The sequence below is a fragment of the Roseiterribacter gracilis genome (assembly GCA_018332375.1).
GTDB lineage: Bacteria > Pseudomonadota > Alphaproteobacteria > BOG-932 > Roseiterribacteraceae > Roseiterribacter > Roseiterribacter gracilis.
Map to the genome: position 1 here is coordinate 1,651,916 of BOPV01000001.1, position 13,447 is coordinate 1,665,362.

Consider the following 13,447-nt stretch of genomic DNA (forward strand, 5'->3'; position numbering starts at 1 on the left):
GCGAGAGCGACCTGGTTACTCTTTCGGCCGCGGATCTTCGGCCGCGATCTTGAGCAGGATCTGCCGGATCGTGTGGCGCATCTCGTCGCGCGCCATCGGATTGGTCGGCGCCGGCACGTCGCCCGCTTCGAGATCCGACAGAATACGATCCATTTCTTCGCGCACTTTGCTGCGATAGTCGGCGCCGAAGCGCGCGCGGAAATAGAGCTGCAGTCCAAGACCGGCGAGCAGTTCCAGCGCAGCAATGCGCCCGTCGAGACGATCGAAATTCATGTCTTCAGCTCCTTGGCTGCGAAAGCCAGGCGGCAAGGTTCAATGCGTAGCGGCGCGCATCATCGCGCGCCTGCGGTTGGTCCAACATGCCGCTGCCGGGTGCTTCGGTGACGAAGCTTGGTGCACCTGCGCGCGGATCCCAATTGAGGTCGCTGAAATGATGGAAGGTCGATTGCGCCACAGCGCGACCGGGGCGCGTCGTGTCGCCTTCGAACACGACGGCAAGATTGAAGCGCGTGCCGGTGACTTTGCTGCTGCCGCACGCAATCACGCGCGCATGGGGAACGCTGGCGGGCGCCGACACTGCACCTTCATGCGGATGCGACGGAAAGAATTCGAGCGGCGCGCCATCGGCACGGCGCAGCAGCGGATGAAGGTCGCCGACCGGCGTGATGCGCTGAAAGTCGCCGTTGGCGCCCGAATGGTAATTCGGGAAGTCGATATAGGTCGTGAACGGATCGTCGCGATGTTGCCGCGCCGGATCCGGTTCCTGGTTCTTGCTGTGAAAGTGATGCGCGGCGCCGAGTTCCGGCAGCATGGTCAGGCAGGCGCCGAGATCCATGTGATCGCGCGTCACCATCACGCCGCCGCCGCGCTTGCGAAAGGCGTCGATCGCATCGACGTCGGCGCGCGTGATGCCGCCGCCGACATCGACTGCGAACAACCAAAGCTGATCGAACTTGTCGAGCTGCGCGATGTCGCGATCGCCTTCAGTTCCAACGCGATCGGCGGCGGTGACCTCGTGTCCTGCTCGGCGCAGTGCATCGGCCAACATCGCGAAACGATGGATTGCCCAATCGTCGTCGGTCGCCGGAATGGTCGTCTTGAGAAGAATGCGCGCCACGGGGTTAGACCACGTGCGTGGCCAGCAACAGCAGCATCACGCTGCCGAGCGCGATGCGGTACCAGGCGAACGGCGTGAAGCCGTGCTTGCTGACGAAATTGACGAAGGCGCGCACGATCACCAGCGCCACGACAAAGGCGACGGCAAAACCGATCGCAATCATAATGCCGCCATCGGAAGACAAGGTGCCGCGGTTTTTGTAGACGTCGTACACGGTCGCGCCGAGCATCGTCGGGATCGCGAGAAAGAACGAGAACTCGGCCGCAGCCTTGCGTTCGACGCCCAGCAACAGCGCGCCCAGAATGGTTGCGCCGGACCGCGACGTGCCCGGGATCATCGCCAGGCACTGCACGAAGCCGATCTTGATCGCCAAGGCAGGCGAGAAATCTTCGACGCGGTTCACGGTCGGCACCGGCCGCATGCGTTCGATCACCAGGATCGCGATGCCGCCGACGATCAACGCCACCGACACGACCCACGGCGAGAACAGAACTTCTTTGATGTATTTGTGCGCGAAGACGCCGATCACCGCAGCCGGCAGAAAGGCCAGCACGATGGCGACGATGAAGCGGCGCGCACCCGGATCGCGCGGTGCGTTGACGACTTCACCGAGCAGACGGCGGAAGTAGAGAACGACGACCGCAAGGATCGCGCCCAATTGGATCGCGACCTCAAACACCTTGCCTGGCGGGCCTTCAAAGCCCGTCAGGTATTCCAGAAGAATAAGGTGTCCGGTCGACGAGACCGGCAGAAACTCGGTCAGCCCCTCGATGAAACCGAGGAGCAGAACATCAAACAGCGCGTCCATGTTCGGGACGCGCCGTTACCAGGCCGGGAAACCGATGAACTGGTCGATCAGGCTGGGGCCTTCCCACTTGGTGACGCAGCGACCGATCGAACCGGCGGCGCATACCCGACCGTCCGGGAAGATCGTGCCGCCGAGCAGCGCGCGATCGAAATCGGCACCGTCGATATTCGCACCGGTGAGATCGGCGCCCATCAGATTGGCGCGCGTGAAGTCGGCGTTGCTGAGATTGGCACCAACCAGACGCGCACCCGACAGAGTCGCGCCTTCAAAGTCGGCGCTGGCGAAGTTCGCGTTCTCGAAATTGTTGCTCATCAGAGTCGCGCCGCGCAGATCGGCGCGCGCGAAGGTCATGCCGGGAACGTCGCGGCCAACGACCGCGGCACGCTGCAACGAACCGCCCGTGCAATCGCCGTTCGGCGTCACGGTGCAGGCACTTTGCGGTTTCGGAAGCTCAGAGGCACAGCCCGCAAGAGCGAGGGCAGACAACAGAGCAAGGGCGACGGCGCGCATGGGATTCGTCCTGAGTCAGAGCGGAGCGCGCGGACTACAGCCGAAGCGGTTGTTTGGAACAAGCCCACCTCGGTATGGCCGTAACGGCCCTACTTACTGCGAAATCGTGCTGCGATTTGCGCCATGCGTCGAACGGCCAGCTGATATTAGGTCATAGTTGCTGCCGTATCGGCCAAATTGTGCTGGACCGAACCCGCTTCCTGAACGATACCGACCGTCCCCGCCGCTTCGGCGTAATAAGGAATCGGGCAAGGACCCTCGCGATGGCGACGAAAATGCTGACCTTCACGCAGCTGGACCGCGAGACGCCCGAAAAGCGGACCGCGGCCGAGCGTCGCGAGGATTTCGGCGAGATCTATCGCGAATACGCCAAGGCCCAGGCCGAAGCGCAGGCGAGCCGGTGCTCGCAATGCGGCGTGCCCTTCTGTCAGGTCCATTGCCCGCTGGGGAATTTCATCCCGGACTGGCTGAAGCTGACGGCCGAGAACCGCCTGCAAGAGGCCTATGAGATCTCGGCCTCGACCAACACCTTCCCCGAGATTTGCGGCCGCATCTGCCCGCAGGACCGGTTGTGCGAAGGCAATTGCACGATCGAACAGTCGGGCCACGGCACCGTCACGATCGGTTCGGTCGAGCGCTTCATCACCGAGACCGCGTTCGAAGAAGGTTGGGTGACGCCGCGCATGCCGCTGCGCGAGCGCGCGCAATCGGTCGGCATTGTCGGCGCCGGTCCGGCCGGTCTCGCTGCCGCCGAAGCGCTGCGCGCCGACGGCTACAAAGTCACCGTCTATGATCGCTATGACCGCGTCGGCGGTTTGCTGATTTACGGCATTCCCAATTTCAAACTCGAGAAGACGGTCGTGCAGCGCCGCGAAGCATTGTTGCGCGCGCAAGGCGTCGAGTTTCGCCTGAATTTCGAAGTCGGTCGCGACGCGACCTTGGACGAGCTTCGCGGCAAGCACGACGCCGTGCTGGTCGCAGCTGGTGTCTACGAAGCGCGGCCGCTGCGCGTGCCCGGCGTCGGCGCCAAGAACGTGGTTGCAGCGCTCGACTATTTGACTTCGTCGAACAAGCGCGGCCTGGGCGATGCGGTCGAAGCTGAAGGACTCGATGCCAGCGGCAAGCGCGTCGTCGTGATCGGCGGCGGCGACACGGCGATGGATTGCGTGCGTACCGCCGTGCGCCAAGGCGCCAGCGCCGTCACCTGCCTCTATCGGCGCGACCGCGCCAACATGCCCGGCAGCCAGCGCGAAGTCGCGCACGCCGAAGAAGAAGGCGTGGTGTTCGAATGGCTGGCGGCACCGCAGTCGTTCGACGCGGGCCGCAGCCAGAAGCTCAAAGCCGTGCGCGCACATCGCATGCATCTCGGCATCGCCGACTCCAGCGGACGGCAAACGCCCGAGCCGCTCGATGGCGGCGAATTTTCGCTCGATGCCGATCTCGCCATTCTGGCGCTTGGTTTCGACCCCGAAGATTTCGCGACCGGTCTCGGCGCGATCGAACTTCGCACCAGCCGCTGGGGCACGGTGCTGGTCGATCACAAAAGCATGATGTCGAATCTCGACGGCGTGTTCGCCGCCGGCGACGCCGTGCGCGGCGCCAGCCTCGTCGTCTGGGCGATCAAAGACGGACGCGACGCAGCCGAGTCGATCCGCCGCTATCTCGAGAACAAGGCAGCCGACCAGCTCGCAGCGGCGGCGGAGTAAAGACGATGCTCGAAGACAATTACGTCGCCCGTTTCCGTGCCAACCAGGCGCGCCTGGAAAGCGAAGCGCAGATCGACACGCAGGAACACGACGCGTGCGGCGTCGGCTTCATTGCGTCGCTGGACGGCAAGCCGCGTCGCGCGGTGGTCGAAACCGCGATTGAAGCGCTGGCGGCCTTGTGGCATCGCGGCGCGGTCGATGCCGATGGCAAGACCGGCGACGGCGCCGGCATTCACGTGCAGATCCCGCAAAGCTTTTTCCGCGACTGGATCACCGCGACCGGACGCGAAGTACGCAACGGGCCGATCGCAGTCGGCCAGGTGTTTCTGCCGCGCACCGACTACGACGCGCAGGAACGCGCGCGTTCGATCGTCGAAACCGAAATTCTTGCCAGCGGGCACTTCATCTATGGCTGGCGCCAGGTGCCGATCGACACCGGCATCATCGGCGAGAAAGCCAACGCGACGCGGCCCGAAATCGAACAGATCATGTTCGCCCCCGCCGCCAGCGCTGCGGCGGACGAAGATGCGTTCGAACGCGACCTCTACATCATCCGTCGCCGCATCGAGAACGCTTGCCGCAAGGCCGGCATCGCCGACTTTTACATTTGCACCTTGAGCTGCCGTTCCATCGTCTACAAAGGCATGTTCCTGGCGGCCCAGCTCACGGATTTTTATCCGGATCTGACCGACGAACGGTTCGTCTCGAATTTCGCGATCTATCATCAGCGCTATTCGACCAACACCTTTCCGACCTGGTCGCTGGCGCAGCCATTTCGCATGCTCGCCCATAACGGCGAGATCAACACGCTGAAGGGCAACCGCAACTGGATGGCGGCGCACGAGCCGCGCATGTACGCGGAACAGTTCGGCCAGCATATGGAAGATCTGAAGCCGGTGATCCAACCGGGCGGATCGGATTCAGCGGCGCTCGACAATGTGTTCGAGATCCTGGTGCGCGGCGGACGCAACGCGCCGATGGTCAAGACGATGCTGGTGCCGGAAGCGGCTTATGCAAATCCCTCGGTGCCGAAAGCGCATCGCGATCTCTACAGCTACGCCAACTCGGTGATGGAGCCGTGGGACGGGCCGGCGGCGCTGGCAATGTATGACGGGCGCTGGGTTGTCGGCGGCATGGACCGCAACGGTCTGCGGCCGATGCGCTACACGATCACCGGCGACGGTTTGATCGTGTTGGGCTCGGAAAGCGGCATGGTCAAAATCGACGAAGCAACCGTCGTCGAAAAAGGCCGCGTCGGGCCGGGTCAGATGATCGCGCTCGATCTGGTGCACGGGAAACTCTATCGCGACCGCGAGATCAAAGACCTGCTGGCTTCGTCGAAGCCGTACGGATCGTGGATCCAGAACATCACACGCCTCGACGAGCTGGTGAAGAAGGCGGCACAGGACCAGCCCAGCACGCTCAACCGCGACCAGCTGCGCCGGCGCCAGATTGCCTTCGGCGTCACGATCGAAGAACTCGAAACCATCCTGCATCCGATGGTCGACGAGGCCAAAGAAGCGGTCGGTTCGATGGGCGACGACACGCCGCTCGCGGTTCTGTCCGACACGTATCGCGGGCTGCATCATTATTTCCGGCAGAATTTCAGCCAGGTCACCAACCCGCCGATCGACAGTCTGCGCGAACGCCGCGTGATGACCTTGCGCACGCGTCTCGGCAACCTGGGCAATATTCTCGACGAAGACGACAGCCAGACGCGGCTGTTGCAGCTCGACAGTCCGGTTCTGACCAGCGCCGAATTCAATGCGATGCGCGGCTATATGGGCGCGACCGCGGCCGAGATCGACACGACGTTCGACGCCGACGGCGGCGAGCATGCGCTGCGCGATGCGTTGAAGCGCGTGCGCCAGGATTGCGAAGACGCGGTGCGCGGCGGCGCCACCCATCTGATCCTCACCGACGAGCATCTGTCGTCGACACGCGCCCCCATCCCGGCAATCCTTGCGACCGCGGCTGCGCACACGCATCTGATCCGTCAATCCTTGCGCACCTTCACCTCGCTGAATGTGCGGTCGGGCGAGTGCATGGACGTGCACCATTTCGCGGTGCTGATCGGTGTCGGTGCTACGACGGTGAACGCCTATCTGGCGCAGGAAGCGATCGCCGACCGGCATCGCCGCGGCCTGTTCGGCGACGTCGCGCTGGAGACCTGCACCGCGCGCTTCAAAAAAGCGATCGATGACGGGCTGCTCAAAGTCATGTCCAAGATGGGCATTGCGGTGATCAGCTCCTATCGCGGCGGCTGCAATTTCGAAGCGATCGGCCTGTCGCGTTCGCTAGTCGCCGAATATCTGCCCAACTGCGTCAGCCGCATTTCGGGCATCGGCCTCACCGGCATCCAGAAGCGCGTGCTGACCCAGCACGAACGCGCCTTCGACGAGGCGGTCGCGTCCTTGCCGATCGGCGGCTTCTACAAATATCGCAAAGGCGGCGAGCGCCACGCCTGGGAAGCGGGTCTGATCCACACACTGCAACATGCGGTGGCCAGCGACAGCTATTCGACGTTCAAGAAATACAGCGAAGCGACGCGCAGCCGCGCCGCCATCGCGATCCGCGACCTGATCGATTTCCGCCCGCCCGCCAAGGGCGTGCCATTGGAAGAAGTCGAATCGATCACCGCGCTGCGCAAACGCTTCATCACGCCGGGCATGTCGCTGGGCGCGCTGGGGCCGGAAGCGCACGGCACGTTGAACGTTGCGATGAACCGGATCGGCGCCAAGAGCGACAGCGGCGAAGGCGGCGAGGATCCAGCACGCTTTAAGCCCGACAAGAACGGCGACAATTGGAACAGCGCGATCAAGCAGATTGCGTCGGGCCGGTTCGGCGTCACCGCCGAATATCTGAACCAGTGCCGCGAGATCGAAATCAAAGTCGCGCAGGGCGCCAAGCCCGGTGAAGGCGGACAGCTGCCAGGCTTCAAAGTGACCGAGATGATCGCACGTCTGCGTCATGCGACGCCGGGCGTGATGCTGATCAGCCCGCCGCCGCATCACGACATCTATTCGATCGAAGATCTGGCGCAGCTGATCTACGACCTGAAGCAGATCAATCCGGATGCGCGCGTCTGCGTGAAGCTGGTGTCGCGTTCGGGCATCGGCACGATCGCGGCCGGCGTCGCCAAAGCGGGCGCGGACGTGATCCTCGTGTCGGGCCATGTCGGCGGCACCGGCGCGTCGCCGCAGACCTCGATCAAATATGCCGGCGTGCCATGGGAAATGGGCCTGTCGGAAGTGCACCAGATCCTGACGCTCAATCGCTTGCGCCATCGCGTGCGGTTGCGCACCGACGGCGGCATCAAGACCGGTCGCGACGTGGTGATCGCAGCGATGCTGGGCGCCGAAGAGTTCGGCGTCGGCACCGCGGCGTTGGTGGCGATGGGTTGCATCATGGTGCGCCAGTGTCATTCCAACACCTGCCCAGTCGGCGTCTGCACCCAGGACGAAGCGCTGCGCGCCAAGTTCACCGGCACGCCCGAGAAAGTCGTCAATCTCTTCAGCTTCATCGCCGAAGAGACGCGCGAGATTCTGGCGTCGCTGGGCGCACGCTCATTGAACGACGTGATCGGCCGCGCCGATCTGCTGCGCCAGGTCAATCGTGGCGCCAGCGATCTCGACGATCTGGATTTGAACCCGCTGCTGGTGCGCGCCGATCCTGGTGCGCATGCGATGTACTGCACGATCGAAGGGCGCAATCCGGTGCCCGACACGCTCGACGCGCAGATCATCGAAGATTCTGGCCCGCTCTTCTCGGACGGCGAGAAGATGCAGCTCGCCTACAACAGTCGCAACACGTACCGCGCCATCGGCACGCGCATGTCGTCCAAGATCGTGCGCAAGTTCGGCATGACCGGCCTTGCTGACGGACACGTGACGGTGCGCTTGCGCGGCACGGCCGGTCAGTCGCTCGGCGCCTTTGCGGTGCAGGGTCTGAAACTCGAAGTGTTCGGTGACGCCAACGATTATGTCGGCAAAGGTCTGTCGGGCGGCACGATCGTGGTGCGTCCGATGACGGCGTCACCGCTGGTGTCGAACCAGAACACGATCATCGGCAACACGGTGATGTACGGCGCGACGTCCGGGAAATTGTTCGCGGCCGGTCAGGCGGGCGAACGGTTCTGCGTGCGCAATTCGGGCGCGACCGCGGTCGTCGAAGGCTGCGGCTCGAACGGATGCGAGTACATGACCGGCGGCACCGCGGTGATCCTCGGCACGACCGGCGACAATTTCGCGGCCGGCATGACCGGCGGCATGGCCTTCGTGCTCGACGAGACCGGCGACTTCCCGATCCGCGTCAATGAAGAGACCGTGCTCTATCAGCGCGTCGAAGTTCCGTACTGGGAAGATCTGCTGCGCGGCCTGATCGAAGAACATGTCGCGCAAACCCAGTCGCGCTTCGGCGAACGCGTTCTCTATGACTGGGCCGTGATGCGCAGCAAGTTCTGGCAGATCGTGCCGAAGGAAATCGTCAGCCGCCTGCCCGTGCCGGTGCAGTTGGGCGAAGCGGCCGAATAGTCAGACTTCAAGTTCGTCTTCGTCCTCGTCGTCATCCTCGTCGAGGTCGTCGTCGTCCTCATCTTCGTCGTCGTCGTCTTCCTCTTCCTCTTCCTCTTCCTCTTCCTCTTCCTCTTCCTCTTCCTCCTCCTCGTCGCCGTTCTCATAGGACAGCGAAAGCGGGTCGAAGGCGGCGAGCTTCGGCAGAAGCTCTTCGCTGCGTGGATCCAGGCGCTTCGTGGCCATGACGACGATCCTCACGAGTTGGTGGACGATCGTGCGTTGAACGACCGCGGTGGCTGGCGGTTCCGATCTCCACCGAATCGGTTAGAGTCGCGCGCGCGTGTCGCGACTCCTCTACCATCTCTGGCTGTCCCCCTTTTCTCGCAAAGTCCGCGTTTTGCTGACCGAGAAGGGCCTGCCATTCGAGCTCAAGGTCGAAAAGACCTGGGAGCGGAGAACCGAATTTCTTGCGATGAATCCCGCCGGCGACGTGCCGGTGTTGGTCGAGCCCGACGGCACCACGCTGACCGACAGCCAGGTGATCGCCGAATGGATCGACGAAACGCAGCCTGCGCCGTCGCTGATCGGACCTGATCCGCTGCAGCGTGCCGAAACCCGCCGGCTGGTGCAGTGGTTCGACGGCAAGTTCAATATCGAGGTCACCGAGAATCTGGTCGGCGAGCGCGTGATGAAGCGCTTTCTGAAATTGGGCGAACCGCACGCGCCGGCGATCCGCGCCGGCCTCGCCAACATTCACTATCACCTCGACTATATCGGCTGGCTCGCCGAACGCCGGACCTGGCTTGCGGGCGACGACTTCTCGCTGGCCGACATCACCGCCGCGTCGCATCTGTCGTGCATCGACTATATCGGCGACGTTCCGTGGGAGCAGCACGACGCGGCCAAAGATTGGTACGCGCGCGTCAAATCGCGACCCAGCTTCCGCGCCATCCTGGCCGATCACATTCCCGGCCTGTCGCCGCCGAGCCACTACGCGGATTTAGATTTCTAGGCGGGTTGCCACGTTCTCGACAAAGCGCTGGTTGAACTTAGCCCGCCTTCGATCAGGAGAACGTCCCGTGAAACATCTCTTCGCTGCTGTCTTTCTGTCGCTGCTGGCTTTGCCCGCGACGGCGCAGTTCGCGCCCAATCCAATTCAAGATCAGGTCGTGCTCAGTCTCGCGGTCGAAGATTGGGTTCCGACCCAGACCGCGCGCGTCGTGCTGAACGCCGAAGCTGCAATCCAAGGTGCCGACGCGGGCAAGACGCGGGACGAGCTGCTGGCTGCAGCCAAGAAAACCGCGGCGGGCGATTGGCGCATCACGCGCTTCGATCGCTCAACCGATCAGGCCGGTCTGGAACGGTGGAGTGCGTTGCTCGAAACGCGCCTGGCGGAAAGCGCGCTGGGCGGGCTTGCCGATCGCGCCAAACAAGGTTCGCGTCCCGGTTTGCAGCTCACCATCGGACAGATCGACTTCACGCCGACCTTGGCTGAGTCCGAAGCGGCGCGCGCCAAGCTGCGCGAACAGCTCTACAAGCGCGCGACCGAAGAATTGCAGCGGCTGAATGCAGCTGCGGGCGACCGCAAATTCCGCATCGCGCGCATCGATTTCGGCATGGTGCAGTTGCAGCCGCGCCCGATGATGGCAAATGCGCGGACCACCACTGCCGACAAGGTTCTGCCGTTTCAGGCAGCCGGTGGCGAGATGGAGCTGTCGCAAAAGGCGACGATGAACGCCAACGTGACGTTCGGCGCCAACGCGCCAAAAGACTAAGCGACGTCGGGCTTTTCGCGCGGGTCCGGACCGTAGCGGTTCGGACCCGGTTCGCCTTTGCGCGCGCCCAATACGACGAGCAGATAGACGAACAGCCCGATGCTGGCGAAGGACGCAAAGACCAGCACGGTCGCATACAGAACCGGCGGCTGCAGACCGGCATCCTGCGCACGCTGCACCGGCGGCGCCGCAAACGTGGCGACCAGCGACAACGCCAGAAACAACGACATCAGATAGACGATCGCGCGGCCGGGCTTGCCGCGATCGTGATAGCGCTTCACGCCGACTGCGAATGTCGGCCACAGCAACGCAAGCTGCAGCAGCGCAACCAGCATGCCGCCCGCACCCAACATGCCGTCAGCGAGATAACCGAAGATAAACAGAACCAGCGTCAGAAAGACGAAGCGTACCCAGAAATCCTGGCGCGACGCGCGTCCCTGGAACGACAGCCAGAGCTGCGGAATTGTCAGCATCGACGCGGAGAAGTTAGCGCCCGCCGGAGGCGCGGCGCTTTTCACGATAGGCTTCGAGTTCCGCGATCGTCGCTGCGGCTGCTGCGGCCGGATCGATCTTCTCGCGCTGGCCACGCTTGCGCATGAAGGCGAAGAACCCACCGACGACGACGATCAGCACGCTGACAAGAATCATCTTGGGCAGCGGCTTGTCCGACTTACGCGCGATCTCCATCACCCACATCGTGACCGCAGCAGGCGCCAGCATCACCGGCACCCAGACGATGCCTGACAGAATGTTGGCGATCTGGAAGGTGCGATGCGGCATGTGCAGCATGCCCGCCGTCAGCGGCACGATTGCGCGCAACGGTCCGAGGAAGCGGCACAGCGCGATCGAAATCGCACCATGCTTCATGAAGAAGAGCTCACCTTTGGCCAGCAGGTGGGGACGCGAACGAAACGGCCACATCTGCGCCAGACGATCGCCCAGAATGCGGCCCATCCAGTACGAGACTGCGTCGCCCGCAGCCGCACCGATGATCGAACACACAACGACAGGCCAGAAGTCGAGCGTGCCGTTCTGAATCAGCGCGCCAACCGAGATCAGCAGAATCGTGGTCGGGAAGAACAGTCCAACGAAAGCCAGGCTCTCGAGGAAAGTCAGGACCCCCATAATGGGCGCTGCCCACGTGGCATGGTCGCGGATGAGTTCGAGGGCGTGATGCAGCATTGGCTTGTTGTGGTGATGGTACCCGTCTCAGAGAAGCGGGATAAGAAAAATGCGAGGTAAATATATGGCGGCATCTCGCCGCTCGACGCCGCCTTCCGATCGGCCTACTTGGCCCGTCCTTCTCTCCTTGGTTGTCTTCGAATGCCCATTCCCTTCCACCTGACCGTCTGCGGCCTGCACGAACTCGATGGCGCTGCCGATCCGCACGCGACTCACGTGCTTTCGATTCTCGACCCCGGCATGCCGCAGCCGGCGCCCTTCGCGGCCTGGCCTGCCCACGCACGGCTCGAGCTCAGATTCGACGACATAATCGAGGAGACGCCTGGGCTGGCCGCCCCGACGGCCGACCATATCGCCCAGGTTCTGGACTTCGGCCAGTCGCTGGCGACCGAGCGTGACGGGCATCTTCTGGTCCATTGCTATGCCGGCATCTCGCGCTCCAGCGCCTCGATGTATCTGCTGCTGGCGCAGGCGCGCCCGGACCGGGCGCCGGCCGAGCTGCTGGCCGAGGTCGCGCGCATTCGCCCGCAGATCTGGCCCAATCTGCGCATGGTCGAGCTGGGTGATGCGGCGCTCGGCCGCAACGGCGCGCTGACCGAACCGCTGGCCGCGCACTATGCGCGGCGTCTCAAAGGCGAACCCTCGCTGAACGACGTGATGCGGCGACTCGGGCGCGCGCGCGAAATCGCGCTGGCGCGGACGGTTCGCTAGCCAAAAGCGAACCTTCGCCGCGTTGCGGCATTACCAGCGCGCCATGAAATACGCATTCGCCCCTGTTGCGCTCGCCGCTTTTGTCGCCGTCACCGCTATTGCGCCGCGTGCGCAGGCCGAAGAAGGCGGCGGTACATTCTCGCTGCTGGTCGAAAACGACTTCTTCGGCAGCGAACATACCGACAAGCATTACAGCCAAGGCTTCCGCTTCGTGTGGTCGCCGTCGAAGAGCGAGATCTATCCCTGGGGCGGCGACCAGGGCGTCGCGGCAAACCTTGCGCGTCTGGTGCCGGGCTTCGTGCCCGAAGATGCAAAAGCAAAAGTGCGCGTCGCCTATTCGCTCGGCCAAAGCCTGTTCACGCCAACCGATCTGCGTCGCGCCAATCCTGATCCGAACGACCGTCCTTATGCGGGCTGGCTCTATGGCGGCATCACGCTTGTCAGCGAGGTCAATCGCGATCAGCAGGACCGGCTGACGCAGTTCGATTCCGTCGGCATCGATCTCGGCATCGTCGGGCCAGGTGCGCTCGGCAAACAAACGCAGCGCGCGTTTCACCGCTTCCTCGGTGGCGATCAGGTGATTCCGAAAGGCTGGGATCGTCAGCTGAAAGACGAACCGGGCATCCTGCTCACCTACGACAAAAAATGGCGCTTCGTCGTGCCGGTGTTCAGCGGCGAGTCACACGGCTTTGCGCTCGATGCGACGCCGTCGATCGGCGCCAACCTCGGCAACGTCTACACCGGTGCTTCGGCCGGCATCATGTTCCGCTTCGGCCAAAGCCTGCCCGACGATTACGGTCCGCCGCGCGTGCGTCCGGGTCTTGCGGGGTCCGACTTCATCGAACGTCCAGCGCAGGACCGCACCTTCGGTTGGTATTTGTTCGCCGGCGTCGAAGGTCGCGCCGTGGCGCAGAACATCTTTCTCGACGGCAACAGTTTCCGCGACAGTCCCAGCGTCGACAAGAAGACCTTGGTTGCCGATTTTCAGGCCGGCGTTGCGGTGCTGGTCGGCGGCATGCGCATCACCTACACGCAGATCTTGCGCACGCGCGAATTCAACCACCAGCGCGGTAACGACAATTTCGGCGCGGTTGGGATCAGCGCGAATTTCTAGGCGCGCAATC

The 13,447-nt window shown here is 63.5% G+C and carries 12 protein-coding genes and 1 pseudogene; 6 read left to right on the plus strand and 7 right to left on the minus strand.

Translation table 11 applies throughout. The annotated features are described in order from the left end of the window. Positions 1 to 15: 15 nt before the first annotated feature. From TMPK1_RS08215 to TMPK1_RS08230, 4 genes are read right to left on the minus strand one after another with little or no spacing between them, the layout of a single operon-like run. Positions 16 to 273, minus strand: coding sequence for a hypothetical protein (locus TMPK1_RS08215; protein WP_420242494.1), 258 nt, complete (start codon positions 271 to 273; stop codon positions 16 to 18). 4 nt (positions 274 to 277) lie between these two features. Further along, positions 278 to 1,117 (minus strand): hypothetical protein, encoded by an 840-nt coding sequence (locus TMPK1_RS08220; protein ID WP_420242495.1) that lies wholly within the window; start codon positions 1,115 to 1,117, stop codon positions 278 to 280. Between the two features lie 4 nt (positions 1,118 to 1,121). Then, on the minus strand, positions 1,122 to 1,925 hold the full coding sequence (locus TMPK1_RS08225; protein ID WP_420242496.1) for an undecaprenyl-diphosphate phosphatase: 804 nt from the start codon (positions 1,923 to 1,925) through the stop codon (positions 1,122 to 1,124). 15 nt (positions 1,926 to 1,940) lie between these two features. Continuing rightward, positions 1,941 to 2,348: a pentapeptide repeat-containing protein gene (locus TMPK1_RS08230; RefSeq protein WP_420242497.1), complete on the minus strand. Its 408-nt coding sequence runs from the start codon at positions 2,346 to 2,348 to the stop codon at positions 1,941 to 1,943. A 350-nt stretch (positions 2,349 to 2,698) separates the two neighbouring features. Between TMPK1_RS08230 and TMPK1_RS08235 the strand changes: the two genes are divergently transcribed. Both TMPK1_RS08235 and gltB read left to right on the plus strand, forming a co-directional pair. Continuing rightward, complete coding sequence (locus TMPK1_RS08235) at positions 2,699 to 4,141, plus strand: NAD(P)-dependent oxidoreductase (RefSeq protein WP_420242498.1); 1,443 nt, start codon at positions 2,699 to 2,701, stop codon at positions 4,139 to 4,141. A 5-nt stretch (positions 4,142 to 4,146) separates the two neighbouring features. Then, entirely contained in the window at positions 4,147 to 8,673 is a 4,527-nt protein-coding gene (gene gltB / locus TMPK1_RS08240) for a glutamate synthase large subunit (RefSeq protein ID WP_420242499.1), read from the plus strand. Here gltB and TMPK1_RS08245 read toward each other — a convergent pair whose 3' ends face one another. Beyond that, positions 8,674 to 8,898: a hypothetical protein gene (locus TMPK1_RS08245; RefSeq protein ID WP_420242500.1), complete on the minus strand. Its 225-nt coding sequence runs from the start codon at positions 8,896 to 8,898 to the stop codon at positions 8,674 to 8,676. Between the two features lie 97 nt (positions 8,899 to 8,995). On the opposite strand from TMPK1_RS08245, the gene TMPK1_RS08250 reads away from it, so the two are divergent. Beyond that, the gene (locus tag TMPK1_RS08250) at positions 8,996 to 9,667 is read left to right on the plus strand and encodes a glutathione S-transferase family protein (RefSeq protein ID WP_420242501.1); all 672 of its coding nucleotides are present in this window, start codon (positions 8,996 to 8,998) and stop codon (positions 9,665 to 9,667) included. Positions 9,668 to 9,734: 67 nt separating this feature from the next. Then, positions 9,735 to 10,430, plus strand: a complete 696-nt coding sequence (locus TMPK1_RS08255; protein ID WP_420242502.1) for a hypothetical protein — start codon at positions 9,735 to 9,737, stop codon at positions 10,428 to 10,430. Here TMPK1_RS08255 and TMPK1_RS08260 read toward each other — a convergent pair. Both TMPK1_RS08260 and TMPK1_RS08265 read right to left on the minus strand, forming a co-directional pair. Beyond that, entirely contained in the window at positions 10,427 to 10,903 is a 477-nt protein-coding gene (locus TMPK1_RS08260) for a DUF805 domain-containing protein (RefSeq protein WP_420242503.1), read from the minus strand. The genes TMPK1_RS08255 and TMPK1_RS08260 overlap by 4 nt on opposite strands. Positions 10,904 to 10,916: 13 nt before the next feature. Further along, positions 10,917 to 11,612, minus strand: coding sequence for a DedA family protein (locus TMPK1_RS08265; RefSeq protein ID WP_420242504.1), 696 nt, complete (start codon positions 11,610 to 11,612; stop codon positions 10,917 to 10,919). Between the two features lie 450 nt (positions 11,613 to 12,062). Between TMPK1_RS08265 and TMPK1_RS08270 the strand changes: the two are divergent. Both TMPK1_RS08270 and TMPK1_RS08275 read left to right on the plus strand, forming a co-directional pair. Further along, positions 12,063 to 12,221: pseudogene (locus TMPK1_RS08270) on the plus strand (protein-tyrosine-phosphatase); the annotation flags it as partial. A 145-nt stretch (positions 12,222 to 12,366) separates the two neighbouring features. Then, entirely contained in the window at positions 12,367 to 13,437 is a 1,071-nt protein-coding gene (locus TMPK1_RS08275) for a lipid A deacylase LpxR family protein (RefSeq protein WP_420242505.1), read from the plus strand. Positions 13,438 to 13,447: the final 10 nt, after the last annotated feature.